At 55.1% G+C, this 18929-nt stretch carries 21 protein-coding genes; 12 read left to right on the top strand and 9 right to left on the bottom strand.

Annotated features, from left to right (window positions below; all coding sequences use genetic code 11):
• Window positions 1–94: 94 nt before the first annotated feature.
• Window positions 95–373, top strand: coding sequence for a hypothetical protein (locus ACZ5ER_RS08980; RefSeq protein ID WP_050003600.1), 279 nt, complete (start codon window positions 95–97; stop codon window positions 371–373).
• A gap of 48 nt (window positions 374–421) precedes the next feature.
• A complete protein-coding gene (locus ACZ5ER_RS08975; RefSeq protein ID WP_050003599.1) occupies window positions 422–1348 on the top strand; it encodes an SDR family oxidoreductase in 927 nt (308 codons plus the stop codon).
• 46 nt (window positions 1349–1394) lie between these two features.
• On the opposite strand, the gene ACZ5ER_RS08970 is transcribed toward ACZ5ER_RS08975, so the two are convergent.
• Complete coding sequence (locus ACZ5ER_RS08970; protein WP_050003598.1) at window positions 1395–3905, bottom strand: CDC48 family AAA ATPase; 2511 nt, start codon at window positions 3903–3905, stop codon at window positions 1395–1397.
• Window positions 3902–4657, bottom strand: coding sequence for a hypothetical protein (locus ACZ5ER_RS08965; RefSeq protein WP_050003597.1), 756 nt, complete (start codon window positions 4655–4657; stop codon window positions 3902–3904). Before ACZ5ER_RS08965 ends, ACZ5ER_RS08970 begins: the two co-directional genes overlap by 4 nt.
• A gap of 121 nt (window positions 4658–4778) precedes the next feature.
• Here ACZ5ER_RS08965 and ACZ5ER_RS08960 point away from each other — a divergent pair, with 121 nt between their 5' ends.
• Both ACZ5ER_RS08960 and ACZ5ER_RS08955 read left to right on the top strand, forming a co-directional pair.
• The gene (locus ACZ5ER_RS08960) at window positions 4779–4913 is read left to right on the top strand and encodes a hypothetical protein (RefSeq protein WP_265100825.1); all 135 of its coding nucleotides are present in this window, start codon (window positions 4779–4781) and stop codon (window positions 4911–4913) included.
• 107 nt (window positions 4914–5020) lie between these two features.
• Window positions 5021–6223, top strand: coding sequence for a molybdenum cofactor synthesis domain-containing protein (locus tag ACZ5ER_RS08955; RefSeq protein ID WP_464934257.1), 1203 nt, complete (start codon window positions 5021–5023; stop codon window positions 6221–6223).
• Here the strand turns inward: ACZ5ER_RS08955 and ACZ5ER_RS08950 are convergent.
• Window positions 6220–7305, bottom strand: coding sequence for an ATP-binding protein (locus ACZ5ER_RS08950; protein ID WP_050003595.1), 1086 nt, complete (start codon window positions 7303–7305; stop codon window positions 6220–6222). The two genes, ACZ5ER_RS08955 and ACZ5ER_RS08950, sit on opposite strands and share 4 nt — an antisense overlap.
• Window positions 7306–7420: 115 nt before the next feature.
• On the opposite strand from ACZ5ER_RS08950, the gene serS reads away from it, so the two are divergent.
• Window positions 7421–8788, top strand: a complete 1368-nt coding sequence (serS, locus tag ACZ5ER_RS08945; protein WP_464935175.1) for a serine--tRNA ligase — start codon at window positions 7421–7423, stop codon at window positions 8786–8788.
• A 61-nt stretch (window positions 8789–8849) separates the two neighbouring features.
• Here the strand turns inward: serS and ACZ5ER_RS08940 are convergent, their stop codons facing one another.
• Complete coding sequence (locus tag ACZ5ER_RS08940) at window positions 8850–9284, bottom strand: DUF835 domain-containing protein (RefSeq protein WP_050003593.1); 435 nt, start codon at window positions 9282–9284, stop codon at window positions 8850–8852.
• A gap of 203 nt (window positions 9285–9487) precedes the next feature.
• On the opposite strand from ACZ5ER_RS08940, the gene ACZ5ER_RS08935 reads away from it, so the two are divergent.
• The gene (locus tag ACZ5ER_RS08935) at window positions 9488–9715 is read left to right on the top strand and encodes an oxygen-binding di-iron domain-containing protein (RefSeq protein ID WP_227738710.1); all 228 of its coding nucleotides are present in this window, start codon (window positions 9488–9490) and stop codon (window positions 9713–9715) included.
• Here the strand turns inward: ACZ5ER_RS08935 and ACZ5ER_RS08930 are convergent.
• Entirely contained in the window at window positions 9703–10371 is a 669-nt protein-coding gene (locus ACZ5ER_RS08930) for an HAD family hydrolase (RefSeq protein WP_464934256.1), read from the bottom strand. The two genes, ACZ5ER_RS08935 and ACZ5ER_RS08930, sit on opposite strands and share 13 nt — an antisense overlap.
• A gap of 103 nt (window positions 10372–10474) precedes the next feature.
• Window positions 10475–11203, bottom strand: a complete 729-nt coding sequence (serK, locus tag ACZ5ER_RS08925; RefSeq protein WP_050003590.1) for an L-serine kinase SerK — start codon at window positions 11201–11203, stop codon at window positions 10475–10477.
• A gap of 309 nt (window positions 11204–11512) precedes the next feature.
• Between serK and ACZ5ER_RS08920 the strand changes: the two genes are divergently transcribed.
• A complete protein-coding gene (locus tag ACZ5ER_RS08920) occupies window positions 11513–12682 on the top strand; it encodes a pyridoxal phosphate-dependent aminotransferase (RefSeq protein ID WP_464935174.1) in 1170 nt (389 codons plus the stop codon).
• Here the strand turns inward: ACZ5ER_RS08920 and ACZ5ER_RS08915 are convergent.
• The gene (locus ACZ5ER_RS08915) at window positions 12679–13335 is read right to left on the bottom strand and encodes a metallophosphoesterase (RefSeq protein ID WP_050003588.1); all 657 of its coding nucleotides are present in this window, start codon (window positions 13333–13335) and stop codon (window positions 12679–12681) included. The genes ACZ5ER_RS08920 and ACZ5ER_RS08915 overlap by 4 nt on opposite strands.
• Before the next feature lie 131 nt (window positions 13336–13466).
• Here ACZ5ER_RS08915 and ACZ5ER_RS08910 point away from each other — a divergent pair, with 131 nt between their 5' ends.
• Window positions 13467–13682 (top strand): hypothetical protein, encoded by a 216-nt coding sequence (locus ACZ5ER_RS08910; protein ID WP_050003587.1) that lies wholly within the window; start codon window positions 13467–13469, stop codon window positions 13680–13682.
• Between the two features lie 46 nt (window positions 13683–13728).
• On the opposite strand, the gene ACZ5ER_RS08905 is transcribed toward ACZ5ER_RS08910, so the two are convergent.
• Window positions 13729–14946, bottom strand: a complete 1218-nt coding sequence (locus ACZ5ER_RS08905) for a methionine adenosyltransferase (protein ID WP_464934255.1) — start codon at window positions 14944–14946, stop codon at window positions 13729–13731.
• A 327-nt stretch (window positions 14947–15273) separates the two neighbouring features.
• Here ACZ5ER_RS08905 and ACZ5ER_RS08900 point away from each other — a divergent pair, with 327 nt between their 5' ends.
• The 4 genes from ACZ5ER_RS08900 to ACZ5ER_RS08885 are packed head-to-tail and all read left to right on the top strand — an operon-like array spanning window position 15274 to window position 17373.
• On the top strand, window positions 15274–15900 hold the full coding sequence (locus ACZ5ER_RS08900) for a translin family protein (RefSeq protein WP_464934254.1): 627 nt from the start codon (window positions 15274–15276) through the stop codon (window positions 15898–15900).
• Window positions 15893–16474 (top strand): endonuclease V, encoded by a 582-nt coding sequence (locus ACZ5ER_RS08895; RefSeq protein WP_464934253.1) that lies wholly within the window; start codon window positions 15893–15895, stop codon window positions 16472–16474. The genes ACZ5ER_RS08900 and ACZ5ER_RS08895 overlap by 8 nt, the downstream gene beginning before the upstream one ends.
• The gene (locus ACZ5ER_RS08890; RefSeq protein ID WP_464934252.1) at window positions 16471–17106 is read left to right on the top strand and encodes a DUF120 domain-containing protein; all 636 of its coding nucleotides are present in this window, start codon (window positions 16471–16473) and stop codon (window positions 17104–17106) included. The genes ACZ5ER_RS08895 and ACZ5ER_RS08890 overlap by 4 nt, the downstream gene beginning before the upstream one ends.
• A gap of 57 nt (window positions 17107–17163) precedes the next feature.
• Window positions 17164–17373 carry a PRC-barrel domain-containing protein gene (locus ACZ5ER_RS08885; protein ID WP_050003582.1) on the top strand — a complete coding sequence of 70 codons (210 nt, stop codon included), beginning with the start codon at window positions 17164–17166 and terminating at the stop codon, window positions 17371–17373.
• Here ACZ5ER_RS08885 and ACZ5ER_RS08880 read toward each other — a convergent pair.
• On the bottom strand, window positions 17370–18833 hold the full coding sequence (locus ACZ5ER_RS08880) for a DHH family phosphoesterase (RefSeq protein ID WP_464935172.1): 1464 nt from the start codon (window positions 18831–18833) through the stop codon (window positions 17370–17372). The two genes, ACZ5ER_RS08885 and ACZ5ER_RS08880, sit on opposite strands and share 4 nt — an antisense overlap.
• Window positions 18834–18929: the final 96 nt, after the last annotated feature.

The raw sequence follows: 18929 nt of genomic DNA, 5'->3' as shown, positions 1-18929 counted from the left end.
TTTGTTAATCCAAACACGATGCACCCAAAATTTTCATAGTCCGGGAGCACAACCTTAAAGTACTTCGATGACCAAGTAAGTAACGTGATGCCATATGGTGGAGAGCCAGAAGACCGGCTTTAGGGCAGTCCTTAAGGACGGGAAGCTGTTGCTTGTTGAGTGTCCCAGTGAGAGAGTCATCTACGAGTTCACCATTGACGACCTAGCCGACATCATAGAGTTCCGCTATGCCACCCCTTGGAACAAGAGCAAGGACATCATTGAAAAACTCTCCATGATTATAAACGACCTTGTGAGCATCTACTCGAACGTCTCTGGAAACCCACCCTCAAAGGAGGACATTATGAAGGCCGTGAAGCTCAGGATGATTTAACGAGAGAAAGAAACTTAAGGTCTCTCCCCTACATCCCAGGGGTTGAGCATGAGGAACAAGTTAATCGTTGTCACCGGGGGAGCGGGCTTCATTGGCTCGCACATAGCCTGGGAGCTTGTCAAGGACAACGACGTCATCGTCATTGACAACCTGTACACGGGAAAGGAGGAGAACGTCCCTCCGGGGGCAAAGCTCGTCAAGGCGGACATAAGAGATTATGACGCGATAGCCGAGCTGATAAGCCACGCTGACTACGTTTTCCACGAGGCGGCGCAGGTAAGCGTCGTCGAGAGCATACGCGACCCCGTTTTTACGGAGGAGGTAAACGTCCTCGGGACACTAAACATCATCAGGGCTCTCCTTGAAGGCAATGGAAAGCTAATTTTCGCGTCTTCCGCCGCGGTCTACGGCGACAACCCCAACCTTCCGCTGAAGGAAACTGAACGGCCAAAGCCCCTATCCCCTTACGGAGTCACGAAGGCAACCGCTGAAGAGTACCTCCGCGTCTACCACGAGCTCTACGGCCTGCCAGTCGTTTCCCTGCGCTACTTTAACGTCTTCGGCCCGAGACAGAGCGCCAACCAGTACGCAGGCGTGATAAGCATATTCATCAACAGGGCCTTAGCTGGAGAACCGCTTGTTATTTACGGCGACGGCAAGCAGACGCGCGATTTCATCTACGTGAAGGACGTCGTCAGGGCGAACCTCCTCGTCGCCGAGAGCAGGAAAGCCAACGGGCGGGTCTTCAACGTCGCGACCGGAAGGCAGACAACCATTCTTGAGCTCGCAATGAAAATCATTGAAATAACCGGAACAACGAGCTCGATAGTCTTCGACAAGCCGAGGCCTGGAGACATAAGGCACAGCCAGGCGGACATAACTGAGATAAAGAAGCTGGGCTTTGAGCCGGAGTTTTCACTCGAAGAGGGTCTCAAGAAGACGGTCGAGTGGTACAGGGAGCAGAGGGAAACGTAATTCCTAGAAAAGAGATTTAAAGAAAATTGTAAAGGCGTCAAAGCGGTCAGAACGTGTAGTAGTCCACGCCACCGCGCTCCTTTTCATGTCTCCTCTTTCTGCCCTCCTCGAAGTTCTTGTAGTACTCGATCATGTACGGCGTTATGCTGGGCTTGATTTTCTTCAGGGCCTCCTCGAAGTCCCTCTTTGATACCTTGAGCCTCTCAAGGAACTCCTCGCTCTCGCTCTCAACGAGCTCCGTGGGCAGTTCGCGCATGACCCTGCGCATAGTGATGAGCGCGGCTTCTCTGACGAGGGCTTCGAGGTCAGCTCCCGAGTAGCCTTTGGTCTTCTTTGCCAGCTCCGCGAGGCTGACGTCTTCCGCGAGCGGGACGCGTCTCGTGTGCACCTTGAGTATCTCAAGCCTGGTCTTCTCGTCGGGCGCTGGCACGAGCACGAGCCTGTCGAACCTTCCAGGCCTCAGCAGAGCTGGGTCGAGGATGTCCGGCCTGTTGGTGGCGGCTATGACAACGACACCGCTGTTCCTCTCTATGCCGTCCATCTCGGTGAGGAGCTGGTTGATGAGCCTGTCGGTTACTCTGTCCCCCTCGGCACCCCTCGCCGGGGCTATGGCGTCAATCTCGTCGATGAATATGACCGTCGGAGCGGCCTGGCGAGCCTTCCTGAATATCTCCCTAATCCTCTTCTCGCTCTCACCGACCCACTTGCTCAGCACTTCCGGCCCGCGGATGCCGATGAAGTTGGCCTCGCTCTCGTTGGCAACGGCCTTTGCAAGGAGGGTCTTACCGGTTCCAGGCGGACCGTAGAGGAGTATTCCCCTCGGGGGCGTTATGCCGAGCCTCTCGAACGCCTTCGGGTACTTGAGGGGCCATTCCACTGCCTCGCGGAGCTCCTGTTTAACGTCTTCTAATCCACCTATGTCGTCCCAGCGGACGTTCGGAACCTCTATGAGAACCTCCCTGAGAGCGCTCGGCTCGACCATCTTGAGGGCCTCATAAAAGTCTTCCTTCCTGACACGGAGCTCCTGGAGGACTTCGGGCGGTATCTTATCCTGCTCGGGGTTTATCTTGCCTTCATTGATGAGCCTCCTCAGGACGACCATAGCGGCCTCTCTCGCGAGGGCGGCTAAGTCAGCACCGACGAAGCCGTGCGTCTTCTCGGCAATCTCCTCAAGCATCTTGTCTATGAGCCTGTTTCTGACCTCCGCGTATATCTCGCCTTCGCTCTTGAGGATTTCCTTGATTTCTGCCTCGTCTTTGGCCCCCTCAACCTTCTGAATCAGGGCCTCTAGCCTTTCCTCGTTAAAGGACTTCCTGGACTTCATCTCCTTCAGAACCTTCAGGACGGTTGCCTTGTCGTAGTCCGGCTCGAGCGGCATTCCTCTGGTGTGTATCTGGAGTATCTCCTTTCTACCCTGCTTGTCGGGAACGCCGACTTCGATCTCCCTGTCAAACCTTCCGGGCCTCCTGAGGGCAGGGTCAATGGCGTCAGGCCTGTTCGTTGCGGCTATGACTATGATTTTGCCCCTGCTCTTGAGGCCGTCCATGAGCGTGAGGAGCTGTGAAACAACCCTCTTCTCGACCTCGCCGACGACCTCTTCTCTCTTCGGCGCTATGGCGTCAATCTCATCAATGAAGATGATGCTCGGGGCGTTTTCCTCGGCCTCCTTGAAAATCTCTCTGAGCCTCTCTTCACTCTCGCCGTAGAACTTGCTCATTATCTCGGGGCCGTTGATGGCTATGAAGTGGGCGTTGGCCTCGTTAGCGACGGCCTTCGCTAAGAGAGTCTTACCGGTTCCGGGCGGACCGTAGAGGAGCACTCCCTTCGGCGGTTCAATGCCCAGGCGCTCGAAGAGCTCTGGGTGCTTGAGCGGGAGCTCAACCATCTCGCGTATCTTCTGGATGGCCTCGTCAAGACCGCCAATGTCCTCGTAGGTCACCTCGGGGATGCTCTCCTCGCGGACTTCGACCGCCTGCGGGAGCACCTCGACCTCTGTGTTGTAGGTTATCTGGACGATTCCCTTGGGAACCGTGTTCACGACGACGAACTTGAGCTCGCCGAAGCCGATGGGCATCGCCTCGAAGAGACCCCTCAGAAGGTCGTCAAACGGAGAGCCGCCGTAGTAGGTCTCGCTCCTGTTGCTGGCGACTACGAGGTCTCCCTTAACTACGGGCCTGCCGAGCAGGTTCTGCTTCACAAGGTCGCCTGGAATCTGAATGAAGACGCCCTTCTGGGCTGGAGCAAGGACTACTTTCTTTGCCTCCTTGACCTCCGCCCTCCTGACGGTCACGTAGTCGCCTATGCTGACCCCCGCGTTCCTCCTGATGTAGCCGTCCATCCTGATGATGTCCAGTCCGCGGTCGTCAGGGTGGGCGTTGGCCACTATGGCGGCGGTGTTCCTCTCTCCGATCAGCTCAACGATGTCGCCCGGCTCCACTCCGAGCTGTTTCTGGTACTTCCTGTCAAAGCGGACTATGCCCCTGCCGACGTCCCTCTTGAGGGCCTCCGCGACCCTAAGCTTGATCTCATCAACCCTCTCTTCCTTTCCGAATATCATCTTGAACGCCTCCTGTGAAGTTCAATCGCCTCCTCAAGGGTTAGATTCCCGAGGGCAACCTCCCTCGCGAGGCTTGAGGGAATTGTTATGTTGCCGCTCAGCTCCCGGCTCCTCCTCTTTATGTGCTCTATCTCCTTTTTGGTCGGCTCTTTGACCTCAAGGAGTTCCCCTATCGTTGTCTCACGCCCCTCCCTCAGGCCGATGTTGATTGAGGCTACGATGTCCACGACAGAGGAGCTTTCTATTCCCCCGACTTTGGGGGTCGTCCTGAACTCGTTCACGACGATTATGGGGTAATCGTAGCCGAGGGCTCTGCCGAGGGCCTTGAGGGTCATTGTCCTGTGCCTCTTCGCGCCGTGGCCTATCTTTATCCTCGCACCGGGGTACTTTTCGAGCAGGTCAACAACGATTTCAACATCTCGCGGGCTTCCGAGGCGGTGGACTTCTATGACCCTCCCGTCTGCAACGACGCTTAAGCCGGGTCTCTCTCCGGGGTCTATTGCGATGAAGACGTTCTTAAACCTCTCCCTCCCTTCCAGTCTCGCGAGAAGTTCGTCTATAAAGTTCTCATCTCGGACGATGACCTTGACCGGAAAGTCCACCTTATCCTTCTCGCCCGTGAGGACTACCTCAACGTCGTAGGGAATCCTCTCACCTACCCTCAGGCTCAGGAAGGGGATTCCATACTCCTTCAGGACTTTTGTGGCCGTGTAATACACTCTCGCGTCGCCCGTGACAATCGCGACTCTCATGGTACTCACTTCTCACGGCTGATATAAACCTTTTTCGAAATCGAGCTCGGGGCGTTTAAACCTTTTTAAGCCCTGTGGGCTAAAGTTCAGTAGGTCAAAACGAAGCCAGGGTGAGGAGGACATGGAGCCGCCCAAGAAGAAAAAGGTTGAAGTCGAAGAGGAGCTCCTCGACGAGGAGTTTGAGCTCGAAGAGTGGGAGGACGAGGACTGGGAAGAGGAGTGGGAAGAAGACTGGGAAGAGGAGGACGAGTGCTGACCTCCTCCCCGCCCTAAAGGGGCGGGGCTTTCAAAAGAAAAAAGTAAACGCCCCCGTTTACGCAACTCATTTATACTTCAGCACTTTTCTTTTCTTCCGGTGATACGATGGCGTTCCTGAAGGTCGTTCCCCTCGAAAAGGCCCTTGAGGTCATAGACTCATTCCCCTTGGAGCCAAAAGTTGAGAGAGTCCCCCTCGGCGGGGCCCTCGGCAGGGTTCTGGCGGAGGACATAACGTCGCCCATAGACGTCCCGCCCTTTGACAGGGCAACCGTTGACGGCTACGCGGTGAGGGCAGAGGACACCTTTATGGCGAGCGAGAGCGAGCCGGTGAGGCTGAAGGTCGTCGGTGAAATCAACGCCGGAGACGTCCCTCAGTTGGAACTGAAGCCGGGGGAGAGCGTTTACATCTCCACAGGGGCCCCCCTGCCGAAGGGTGCAGATGCAGTCATACAGTTCGAGGACGTGGACAGGGAAGGGGACGAGGTGGTCATCTACAAGCCCGCCTACCCCGGTCTTGGAGTTATGAAGGCCGGTGCGGACATACAGAAGGGCCAGCCCCTGCTCAGGAGAGGGACGAGGCTCGGCTTCAAGGAGACCGCGCTCCTATCGGCCGTCGGGTTGACCGAAGTCCCTGTCTTCAGGAAGCCAAAGGTCGCCGTGATAAGTACGGGCAACGAGCTGATTCTCCCTGGAGAGGATCTCAGGCCCGGCAAGATTTACGATATTAACGGGCGGGCAATCACCGATGCCGTGAGGGAGCTCGGTGGTGAGGCCGTCTTCCTGGGCATAGCCAGGGACGACCGGGAGAGTCTGAAGGCGCTCATAGAGAAGGGAGTGGAGTGCTGTGACATCGTGATTCTGAGCGGCGGCGCGAGCGGAGGGATAAGGGACCTCACCAGTTCGATAATAGGGGAGCTCGGCGAGGTGAAAATACACGGCATAGCGATTCAGCCGGGCAAGCCGACGATAATCGGCCTCATAGACGGAAAGCCGGTGTTTGGACTCCCGGGTTACCCAACGAGCTGTCTCACGAACTTCACCCTCCTCGTCGCACCGCTCCTCAGGAAGCTCATCGGAAGGGAAAGCGAAGTCAGAAAGGTCAGGAAGAGGCTCGCCCACAAGGTCTTCTCGGTCAAGGGGAGGCGCCAGTTTCTCCCGGTCAGGATAGAGGGCGATAAAGCCATTCCAATACTCAAGGGGAGTGGTGCAGTCACTAGCTTCGTTGATGCAGACGGCTTCATTGAAGTCCCGGAGAACGTGGAGATATTGGGAGCCGGAGAAGAGGTTGAGGTCACATTCTTTGGCTAAACACCGTACTCCTTTGCCCATTTCTCGTATTTTCTCAGAAGCTCCTTCTTTATGGGGCTCTTCACCCTTCTGAATGCATAGCGGAAGTCTTCCGCTTCGAGAGGCCTTACTGTGAGCTCTTTTCCTGCTATCGAGCCCACCTTTAGAGGGTCGCTCAGCTCGGGGTTCATCTCCTCCAGCATGTGGAGGACCGCAAAAGTGCAGGCGTTGGCTATTTCTCTACCCGAGTAGAGCTTCCTAACGGCTATCCTGGCCAGCGACTCCAGCGTGACCCGCAGGGGAAACCCCCTTAGATGTATTGCGAATATCTCCTTTGCCCCCTTCTCGTCGGGGAGGGGGACGTAAATCCTCAGCGGAAAGCGGGAGAGCATGGCCTCGTCCAGGTCCCAGGGGGCGTTGGTCGATGCGAGGGTGATTACCCTGTCCGAGTCATGGAACCCGTCTATCTCCGCGAGAATAGTTCCCAGAAGCCTTCTCCCTGCGTCTTCCATTGCGGAGCGCCTCATACCAAGGGCGTCGAACTCGTCTATGAAAACGACGCTTGGGGCTTTCTGCCTCGCGAGGGAGTAGATAGACGAGGCTATCTTGCTGGACTCTCCAAAGTACTTGCTGAGGACGTCGCTCACCTTAACTCCTATGAACGTGGCCTTCATGCTCCCGGCCAGGGCCTTCGCCAGTAGCGTTTTTCCCGTCCCCGGAGGGCCGAAGAGGAGAACCCCCTTCCAGGGCTTGAACTTTCCCGGAACCTTCGCCATTGCTATCCCAACGGCTTGAGCGAGGAGCTTTTTTGCCTCTTCTAACCCTCCAACGTCCTCCCACGTTACGTTTGATGTCGTTATAAGCCTTTCAATTCCGTTGGAGCGCTTTTTAATCTCCGTATCAACGTTCTCAGCTTTTCTTTCCCACTCCTCGGCCAGCTTGAGGTAGTAGTGCGAGAACTGTAACTCCTCGGAAGCGAGCTTCCTCAGGAGGCCGGCGCACTGGAGGGCAAAAAAACGTGCCTTTTCAGGGTTACCCTCTTCAATGGCCTTTTCATAGAGGCGCTCGTACCTCTGGAAAAGTGATGAGTAAGCCATCTTCATTGCGCCGGCCCTCTAAGGAGTTTCTCACTCATTCTTATAGCGCTTTTGTGTAGGTAGTTGTGTAGCTTAGGAAACCTTTTTTAAACGCCGTTCGTTCTCTGGTTAGGTGTTGGCTATGCTCGACATAAAGCTCATCCGCGAAAAGCCGGAGGTCGTTAAGAAGGACCTCATCAAGAGGGGCGAAACCGAGAAGGTCAAATGGATTGACGAAATCCTTGAGCTCGATGCCAAGTGGCGCGAAAACCTGAAGAAAATCAACCAGCTCAGAAAGGAGCGCAACCAGCTGGCAGTCCAGATAGGCAAGTGCAAGAAGGCCGGCGAACCGGTAGACGACCTTCTCGCGAAGAGCAACGAGATAGTGAGGCAGATTGAGGAGCTTGAGAAGGAAGTCGAGGAGCTTAAGAAGAAAATCGACTACTACCTCTGGCGCCTCCCCAACATTACCCACGAGAGCGTCCCGGTCGGGGAGAGCGACGAGGACAACGTCCCGATAAGGTTCTGGGGCAAGGCTAAGGTCTGGGAGGGCTTCCTCGAAAGCTTTAAGGAGCAGAGCCTCGGGAAGATGGACTACGAGGTGTTGAGCTGGAGGCCGAGGCTCCACGTTGACATGCTTGAGCTTTTGAGAGGGGCTGACCTTGAGCGGGCCGCGAAGGTGAGCGGTGCGCGCTTCTACTACCTCCTCAACGAGCTTGTCATACTCGATCTGGCCCTCATACGCTTCGCCCTCGACAAGCTCATAGAGAAGGGCTTCGCCCCCGTCATACCACCCTACATGGTCAGGCGCTTCGTCGAGGAAGGCGCGACGACCTTTGAGGACTTCGAGGACGTCATCTACAAGGTTGAGGGCGAAGATTTATACCTCATTCCGACGGCAGAGCACCCGCTCGCTGGAATGCACGCCAACGAAATCCTCGACGGCAAAGACCTACCGCTCCTCTACGTCGGCGTTAGCCCCTGCTTCAGAAAGGAGGCCGGAACCGCGGGAAAGGACACGAAGGGAATCTTCCGCGTCCACCAGTTCCACAAGGTCGAGCAGTTTGTTTATTCAAGGCCAGAGGAGAGCTGGGAGTGGCACGAGAGGCTCATAGCGAACGCTGAGGAGATATTCCAGGAGCTTGAGATACCTTACAGGGTCGTCAACATCTGCACCGGCGACCTCGGCTACGTCGCCGCCAAGAAGTACGACATCGAGGCCTGGATGGCAGGGCAGGGCAAGTTCAGGGAGGTTGTCAGCGCGAGCAACTGTACCGACTGGCAGGCGAGGAGGCTGAACATTCGCTTCCGCGACAAGACCCACGAGAAGCCGAAGTTCGTCCACACGCTCAACTCGACGGCGATAGCCACTTCGAGGGCCATCGTTGCAATCCTTGAGAACCACCAGACCGAGGAAGGCGTCGTAAAGCTCCCGAAGGCGCTCTGGAAGTACACGGGCTTCAAGGAGATTCTGCCCGACCACATGAAGGAGAAGTGCTGCGGGGAGTGAGCTTTTCTACTTTTTGCTTTCAACCCCATTTTGGGGCCGCAAAGCGCAACCAGGTGCGGTTTTAGCCTTCAAGCCTCTTTAGAAGCGCAAACTCTCTGGGATCCCACGAGGATTCGTCGGTTATCAGGTAAACTCTGCCTCCGTGGAGGATTGCGTAATCCCGGACGTCGTTGAGGAACTTAAAAAGGGCGTTGAAGCCGTTGTGGAGGGCAAGGTACTCGGGGCAGGCTATGACGATTGCCCTGTCCGGGTCTTTACTGAGGCTTGATACGATACCGTCAAGAACTCTGTGAAGCTCTCTAGGGCCAAAAAAGCCGCCGGCGGCACCCACAGTCACGAGCTCCCATTCCGGTGGAACCTTTGTTCCCACCCTGCCAATTACAACCGCCCTTTCTTCACGGACTTCGTTGAGCGAGTGGACTATCCTAAAGTGATGTGCGGGCTTGCGCTTGCCCGTAATTGCCCCTGAGAGCAGGGGAGCAAACAATTCCAGCATGCTTTCACTCTCCCGCATATAAGAGGGCCCATGTGTTTATATCTCTTTTTTGTAAGTGGTTATGTAGGTAAGCCCTCGGTCAAGGCCGATGTCATCACGTGTCAGCCGGTTAATCCTTCGTCATCGGGCCTGCTGTTTTCTCTGCTTATGATTTTAACTGTTTTGTTGCTGGCTCAAGACCTTGGCGGCGGGACGGGAATATAGTGGGGATACGACCTCCTGCTGGAGCAGACTGTTTCCACAGGCGCTACGTGAGCTCAACGAAGGCCTTGAGGGTGTGGGTGCGCTTTGTTAGAAAGCTGAACCCCAAAATAATAGCGCCACCGCACGGGGCGATATTCAGGGACGATCACGTTGAGAACTTCCTCAACTGGCTTGGAAACCTTAAAGTCGGAATCGACGTCTTTGAAAAAGAATTCTATGGGGATTGACCCCCCATCATCTTTTTCACGAGCTCCACGAGCTCCCACAGGTCTTTCACGTAGTAGTCTGCGCCCTCAACTTTTCCGAAGCGCGTGACATTAACCACCTTCATGCCGGCGCGCTTTCCGGCGAGGACGTCGTGGTGGCTGTCCCCGACCATCAGGGCCTCTTGAGGGGCTACACCCAACGCTTTGAGGGCCTTCTTGACGAGGTAGGGGTCGGGCTTGACGCCGTCGAGGTTTGAGTAATCCTTGCCGTAGACGACGTCAAAGTACTTCCTCAGGCCAAAGAGATCCAAAACGAACTCGGTGCACTCCTGGGAGGCGTTGCTGACCGCGGCCAGCTTAAGCCCCATCTCTTTCAGTTCTTTTAGGGCACCAACATCGGGAAAGGGCCTTATCCGCCCGAGCTCTGCCATCTTCTTGCGGTACTCAAGGTTTACACTATCAACAATCTGCCAGAACTCAACGTGGTCTATTCCAAAGCGCTCGATATAGCTCCTCGGGAGATTACCCGTTACTGTCTTTTTGTAGGTCTCGTAGTCAAGCTCGATGCCATGCTTCCTGAGGGCGGGCATGACCCAGTTCTCGTACCATTCGCGGTGGTCGTAGCCCTCATAGTAGACGAGGGTCTCATCAACGTCAAATATCAGTGCCCGCAACATCATTACTCCCCCGGACGCACCTCAGATAAGCCCATGCGTCATCATCTTTCAGTGGGTTGATTCCTCATCGGCATAGGAAGTGAGAAAGGGAAGTTAAAAACCTTCAGAAGAGCTCTTCAAGCTTGACGTCAATCTTGTCCGGGTTGAACGGGAGGACGTGCCTGGTGGTCTTCGGGGAGTAGACCTCGCCGCGCTTGACGAGCTCCATGACCTCCTCCTTGCTCGGAGCCTTCCTGATGAACACGTAGTCTATTTCGCCCTTGCCCATGTCCTCTCTGGCGTCCTCCTTGAGGCCGTAGTAGATGAGCTCGATCCTGCCCTCGACGCTCATCTCGTCGAGAACCTTGCTGACCTTCTTCTGCTCCTCAAGACCGCCAGGAATAGCAAAGACCTTCTCACCGACGATGGCGAAGGCTATCTCGCCCCTCTCGGCCTTCTCCTCGGCCTCGGGGTCCTCTATAACCTCAAGCCCCTCGGCTTTGAGCCTCTCAAGGACTTCGTTGAGGTCGCCCTTGAAGGCCGGGTACCAGGTGTAGACCTTAACATCGGCGCTGAAGTAGTCGAGGATAACGGACGGGGCCCTTTTCGCGCCGAGCTTCTGAAGACCGGCCCAGCGGTGGTGGCCGTCAACGATGAGGTACTCGTCCGTCCCCGGAATCTTTGCGAGGAGCATGGGCTTCCAGAAGAGACCACTTCCCGTGACGCTCTCAATAAAGGCCTCGAGCTCCTTCTGGACAAGCTGCTCGTGCGGCTTCATCTTGTCGAGGTCAATAAAAACGTAGTCGACCTTGATGGTCGGGATGTCGTATTTTGGAACCTTTTCAACTCCCATTTTGAGACCCTCCACAAGTATTCAGATGAAAGTCGAACCGTCCCATAAAAAGGCTTTCCGTTGAAAAACAAAACATATTTGTGGAAATATGTAGGAGAAAATTGCGGGGATTCAAAAGTTTACCAACGTATCCATCAAAAATCCGAAAGTTTATTCTCCCGAACTTCTACCCGGTGCCTTTTCATGTGGTCTGGAGAAATAAGTTTTCCGCCAGAATTATGCCTTGAGGTCCGTTTAAGTGCTCTGCTGTCTATCTTTTTGTCGAGGTAAGGTTATAAACATCGCCGAGAAGGGAGAACGGTGATTATCATGGCGCTGAGCGACAGGCTTGAGATGGTTAACCCCTCTGAGATTAGAAAGCTCTTCGACCTTGCCCAGGGCGTTGAGGGTCTCATATCACTTGGAATCGGTGAACCTGACTTCGACACGCCGGAGCATATAAAGGAATACGCTAAGGAGGCCCTTGATAAGGGCATGACGCACTACGGCCCGAACGCGGGTTTGCCGATGCTCCGCGAGGCGATAGCGAGAAAGCTCAAGAAGCAGAACGGCATCGAGGCCGACCCGAAGAGCGAAATAATGGTGCTCGTCGGGGCGAACCAGGCTTTTATTATGGGCCTTGCAACGTTTCTCAAGGATGGGGAAGAAGTCCTCATCCCGAGTCCGATGTTCGTCAGCTATGCCCCGGCCGTCATTCTCGCCGGAGGAAGACCGGTTGAGGTTCCGACCTACGAGGAGAACGAGTTCCGCCTTTCCGTTGACGACCTCGAAAAGCACGTGAGCGACAAAACCAGGGCGCTCATCATAAACTCCCCGAACAACCCGACCGGCGCGGTTCTGACTAAGAAGGACCTTGAGGAGATTGCAGACTTCGCGGTCGAGCACGACCTCATCGTCTTCAGCGATGAAGTTTACGAGCACTTCGTTTACGACGGGGTCAAGAACCACAGCATCGCTTCCCTCGACGGCATGTTCGAGCGGACGATAACGATAAACGGCTTCTCCAAGACCTTCGCCATGACCGGCTGGCGCCTCGGCTTCGTCGCGGCCCCCGCATGGATAATCGAGAAGATGACCCGCTTCCAGATGTACAACGCCACCTGTCCGGTTACCTTTGCCCAGTACGCGGCCGCGAAGGCCCTCGAGGACGAGAGGAGCTGGAAAGCAGTCGAAGAGATGAGACAGGAGTACGACAGGAGAAGGAACCTCGTCTGGAAGCGCCTCAACGAGATGGGCCTTCCGACGGTCAAGCCCAAGGGAGCGTTCTACATATTCCCGAGGATTAGGGACACCGGCTTAACCGACAAGGAGTTCAGCGAGCTCATGTTGAAAGAAGCCAAGGTCGCGGTCGTTCCAGGCTCGGCCTTCGGAAAGGCTGGCGAGGGATACATAAGGATAAGCTATGCGACCGCCTACGAGAAGCTTGAGGAAGCTATGGACAGGATGGAGAAGGTTTTGAGGGAAAAAGAACTTGTTTAGAGCTCCTTTAGCTTGACGTCCTCTACCTTTTTTCTTTTCTCGGCAAAGTCTATGACCGCGTAGTACCCCCTGAAGAGTGGGCCTGGGTTCACGATTACCGTTTCCCCAACATGGTCAACGCTCCTCGCCTCGTGTATGTGGCCTGTAATGACGAGCGGGGGCTGGTTGTCCTCGATGAACTTCCTCAGCGCTGAACTTCCAACGTGGAGCCCTGAATGGACGCGGTCTGCCTTTGTGTCCTTCGGCGGGGCATGGGAGACTATAGCGTCGCCGGGGCGGTAATTTCTCTCAAGGATTTCGCGGATTTCGTCCTCGGTCAGCTCCCAGACTGTGTTGAAGGGTGTGATGTTCGAGCCCCCGATTCCAACGAATCCAATGCCGTTGAGCTCCCGCCGTTTGTTGTGGATGCCGATTCCAAGCTCCTCAAGGAGCTCTGGCATGTCCCTGCCGTCGCAGTTGCCATGGACGGCCAGGATTGGGACGCAGGTCTCAAGGAGGGGTTCAAGGACTTTCCTAGCGACTTCTGCCCCGGAGAAGTTCGTTACGTCTCCTGCAATAATAAGGGCGTCTGGCTTCTCCTTCTTCAGGTGCTCTGCGAGCCTCTTCGCCATCCCCCTGTTGCCGTGGATGTCCGTCAGGGCCACGAGCTTCATTCTCCCTCACCTCCGTAAAGAGAAAAAATAGGGGGTGCTTAAGTTTTTATTTAGTCAATTGTCGAGATTAGCTTTAACATTCACCGAAAGCCTTATAAGATTTAACGACCTCCAATATAGCAGGTGATACCATGGAGAGGGTTAAGTCAATCCTCCAGAGGAGGCTTGAGGTCGTTAAGAGGAGGAAGGAGCTCCTCGTCCTTGAGGAGGCCAAGCTTGTTAGGCTTGCCAGGCAGAAGAAGAACGTTTCCTCCAAACTCTCCAAGGTTAGGAGGGAGAAGCTGGCCATAATGGCGGAGGAAGCCAGGCTCCTGAGGGCCCTCAAGCAGAGCAGTTACTCCTACTGACTTCTAAACTTTTGGATTTCAGAACAGTGGAAAAGATAGAGGGAATTCAGAAGACGTTGAGCTTGTCTTCGAGAATCATCTTCTGTATCTTGGTTATGTTGGCGAGCCAGGCGTCGGCGATCTCGTAGGCCGGCTTCTGGAGGACATCAATTGAGTAGCCCTTCTTCGGGATTATCTGGACGCTCGCTACGAGGGGCTCGTCAATGGGCTTTCCTATCTGGCTCAGAATCCTGACGTAGACCTCCTCGACGCCCTCGACCTGCTCGGCGATGTCGTTGGCTATGAGCATCGAGAGGAGGTTGTAAATCTTTCCAACGTGGCTGACCGGGTTCTTTCCAGCGGCGGCCTCCATGCTCATGTGCCTGTTCGGGGTGATGAGGCCGTTGACGCGGTTGCCCCTGCCAACGCTACCGTCGTCACCGGCTTCGGCGCTCGTTCCGGTGACGGTGATGTAGTAGATGCCGTTCTTCGGGTCGTCGGCGGTGTTGACGTAGATGTTGACCTTCCTCTCGGTGTGGGCCTCGACTATCTCCTTGGCCTTCTGGTAGATGGCCTCCTTGACGGCCATGTACTCGTCCGGGTTGGCGACCTCGCTGTCAACTATGGCTGCAGCTATGGTGAGGTCAATCTCGTCGCCCTTCCTGAGGCCCATGACCTTGATGTCCTCACCGACTGCCGGCCACTCCTTCTTGAAGTCGTCGCTGTTGAGGGCCTTCTCGGTCTCGAGGACTATCCTCTCCGTCTCGCTGAGCGGGGCGTAGCCGACACCGAAGGAGGTGTCGTTGGCGAGCGGAATCGGGTTCTCCTTGGCCTTGTTGAAGACTCCAACGAGGTCAACACTTCCCTGCCCTATGCGGGAGTCAATGATGACGTGGTTCTCGATGTCGAGGTGCCTGACGGCCTTCTTGAGGTAGTCCTTGGCGGCCTTTATCGCTATCTCGTGAACCGGGAAGAGCTCCCTGTCAACCATCTCAACGGCCCTTCCAGAGAGGAGGATGTAAATCGGCTTGATGACTTCACCACCGCCGAACTGTGGATAGGCCCTACCGCCAACGACCTCGACCTGGTCGGTGTTGTGGTGGAGGATTATACCGTATCTCTTGATGTACTCCCTGCTGAGGGCCCTGCTGACGGCCTCGGCTATACCATCGGCTATGCTGTCGGGGTGGCCGATTCCCTTCCTTTCAACGAGCTCGACCTGCTGCATCTCGACCGGGGTTCTAACGAGCTCCTCAACGACGATGTTCCTAACCTTCTCAGCCATGAGCGTCACCACCTTTTTTATTTAGCAAGGCCCGCTTCGATGAAGTCTTTATATAATTTTCGGCATGAACCTGTAAGACCAACATTCCTGGGAGTTATTAATTTCGAAACCCTTAAAATTCTGCACGAAAAATTTTCTACGACGGTCCCGCCCGGTTGGCCCGCCGGACGGAGTGGGCTCTGCCTCCGATGATGTCCCGTGGACGATGCCGGGCGGACAGGGCTTGGCCTCCGGACCGCCTGAGAGTGGCTTCAGCCTTCAATGAAGGTGGGGGATAGCCAAGCCCACATTTTTAAGCTCCCTTTTCTAACACCGCCGGGTGATACCGTGAGCGGGGACATCGAGGCGATTATAGATTCCATAAGAAAGACCCTCGACGAAAAGGACTCGCTTAGGGAAGAGGCCCTTAAGGTTACCAGAGAGATAGTAAGGCTCAGCGGCGACACGGTCAAGGCCCTCCACAGGGGCGACCTCAGACTCGCCGAGCAGAGGTGGAAGGAGGCCAGGGAGAGAGTACTAAAGGTCAGAGAAATGCTGGCCAACCACCCTGACCTGTACTACGCTGGCTACGTCCAGACGGCCCATCAGGAGTTCGTGGAGGCCTCACTCCTCATGAGCTACGTTACAGGCAGGCCGTATCCTGAGCCCTCTGAGCTTGGAGTTCCAGAGGCCGACTACGCCCTTGGGGTTGGCGATTTCGTGGGGGAGCTGAGGAGGTATTTCCTCCACAGGCTGCTTGAAGGAGACATCGCGACTGCCGAGAAGGTTTACAGCGAGATGGAGAGAGTTTACAACGCGCTCATAACCCTTGAGTATCCGAAGGGGCTTGTCAACGTGAGGCAAAAGCAGGACCAGGCGCGCTACGTTCTCGAGAGAACCCTCGAAGACCTAACGAGGGCCAAGCTCAACAAGAGCCTCGAGGAAAAGCTTGAGAAGGCCCTAAAGAATGACTGAATTAAAGGATTACATAATTACCGAAAAACTCAAAAAGATAGCCCAGCTCCAGAGGGAGTTCTCAAAAAGGGTAGTCGAGAGACCGCTTGACGTAGATTCCATTGAGACCGTCGGCGCTGTTGACGTCTCGTACAGAGAAAACACGGCCGTCTCTGCCCTGGTTGTCTGTACGTTTCCGGACTGCGAAGTCCTGGAAGCGAGAACGACCAAAGCCAGGGCAACCTTCCCCTATATCCCGACCTATTTCTTTCTCAGGGAGACGAGGCCGGTTCTGCTTGTTGCCAAAAACGCGGACTTTGACGTTCTCCTTGTTGAAGGGCACGGTAGGGCCCACCCAAGGGGCTACGGGCTGGCCTCTCACATAGGACTGGTGCTCAAAAAGCCCGTCATCGGCGTCGCGAAGAGGCCGCTGCGCGGCGTGCCGGAGGGCCTCTACAAAAAGGTAGGAAAAGCTTATGTAAGCGTCGGGCATCTGGTTGATTTGAAGTCGGCCGCCGGGGTGGTTGGAGCACTTGGCGGAAGCTATCCGAAACCTCTTAAGCTCGCTGACAAGCTCTCAAAGGTGAGAACATGAAGAAAGTAAGACTCCTTGTTTCCCTGGCGAGAAAGGGTGCTGTAGGGAAGAAAGTCCGGGTCACCGTGAGGGAGCTCGCCGAAGAGCTTGGTGTCTCCCCACAGACGGTTCTGAGGCTCCTAAATGAGATGGAGGAGGAAGACCTAATCGAGAAGAGCGTTGAGGGGAAGAGAACCCTCGTAGGGGTGACACCGGAGGGTGCGAACTTCCTCCAGGCGCTCTGCGACGAGATTTCGGAGGCACTATCAACCGGTGTGATTGTCGGTGAGGTGGTCTCCGGGCTTGGTGAGGGGGCTTATTACGTCAAACAGTACTCCCCCATGATTCGAGAATACCTCGGCTTTGAGCCGTATCCCGGAACGCTGAACGTCCGCGTCCTCTTCCCAAAGACGGTCTTTGATGCCCTCTGCAACGTGAGGCCCGTCATAATCCCCGGTTTTACCAGGGAAGGCAGGACTTTTGGTGATGTCAAGGCATACAGGGTCAGGATTGACGGCGTCGAGGGTGCAATCGTCGTGCCCTCAAGAACGGTGCACCCTCCGAAGATTGCGGAGATAATAGCGCCGGTGAACCTGAGAGAAAAGCTCGGACTCAAAGATGGCGACAGGGTCAGGATTGAAGTCGTGGAGTAAGCGCCCGTGAAAGCAACGCTTAAATATGCTCATCAATAACCTAAGGCGGTGATTGAAATGGTGAGGAGGCTCTCGAAGCTTTACGGAAAACAGATTTACAATACGAAGGGCAACTACGTTGGCTACGTTGATGAAGTGCTGATAGACCTCGACAGGGGTAGGGGGCAGGTTATGGCGCTCGTCCTTCCGGGTGAAAAAGTTGGTATCCCCTACGACCGCGTCACGGCCATCGGGGACATAATCCTCGTTAGGGCTAAGGAGGATTAACTTTCTTTCACCTTTAATGCTTCTAGGAATCTCTCAGTTACCGCTTCTTCCACGAGCCTGAGCAGGGAGTTCTTGTCCTTGGCGAGCTTGAAGATTCCGAGGTGTATCCTGGCGCCGCCTGCTCTCGCGTGCCCCCCTCCGCTTCCGAGCTCGCCAAAGGCCTCTTTTAGGACGGCACCAATGTTGACCCTGACGTCTCTTGTCCTCGCTGAGATTTCAATCTTGTCGTCCACTATGCCGAAGACGAGGACGGTCGTTATGCCTTCGAGGCGGAGGAGAAAGTCCGCGGCTTCTGCCAGGGCGTCGCGGTTCGTGATGAAGCCCACGTTGCTTATTATGACGTTCTTGTAGATTTTCCTGTGCATTATTGCCCTCGCGAGGATTTCCGCGGTTTCTGTGCTTATATCTGGGTGCTCAATCTTGTCGAGGAGCTCGTAGTCAACCTTTCCCGCCAGGAACTCAATCGCCTTGAGGTCGACCGGGCTCAGCTTTGAGAACCTCTTCGTGTCCACGTAGATGCCGTAGAAGAGTGCCGTTGCGAGGGACGGCGAGATGGGTATGTTAAGTCCTCTAAGATACTCGACGAGGATTGAGGAAGCCGAGTTGACCTCGGGCCTTATGTCTAGGAACGCGTCCTCTGGAATAATGTCAGGGAGATGCTGGAGTATCTGGTGGTGGTCTATGATGATTTTAATCCGCTCGTAGTCCAAGCTCTCAAGGATTGTGATGTTCCCGTTCGGCTGGCAGTCAACGAGCGCTATGAACGGGTAGCGCCTTATCTCGTAAGAGCCCCTTGAGATGCGCGTTACGTCAATGCCAAGGAGGTTGATGAAGGCCCTGTTTTCGTGGTGGGTTATTTCGCCCCCGTGGACGATTTTCGTCTTGAATCCGAGCGTCTGGGCTATGACGCTCAGCGCGGCGGCGCTCGCGAGTGAGTCCGGGTCTGGGTTGTCGTGCATGGCGATGAGGAGGGAGTCACCCTCATTTTTCAGCTCGAGGAGCTTTTTCACGAGAAGGTTTACGTTCTTCTTCTCTCCTATCTGCTTTACCATATCAATGAGCGCGTTCTTGAGTGCAGTTCTTGGGGATATGGCGTAGTCAACCTTAACATCGGCCTCGAAGCTCTCTTTTATGCTCTCGGTGAGCTCGTCCAGCCCGATATCGTCCGGGAGTACTGTCATGATTGGGACGTCCTTGTTGTTTGTTCTGATCACGTATATGGTCTTTTTTATTGTATCCACGTTCATAGTGGTTATCACAACAAGTTCGGACTTCTCGATTCCGGCCTTTAGGAGCGTGGCCGTGTAAGAGAAATCTCCCTGGACAACGTGAAAACCGCTCTCCTCAAGGGTTCTGGCGCGGATTTCATCCTTCTCCACGATAACCACATCGAACTCTCCCTTGAGGGCTTCGGCTATTGAGCGTCCAAGGGCCCCACCACCCAGGATAAGGACTCTCATAAGCATCACCCGTGTCCTGCACAACAATGTTTAAATAGGGGCTCTGGTATACTAAACCGTGACATCGCCCTAAGTTCTTTATGTGGATTCGGAATG

It is taken from the genome of Thermococcus marinus (assembly GCF_055389025.1).
This window is presented reverse-complemented; position numbering and strand designations above follow the sequence as displayed.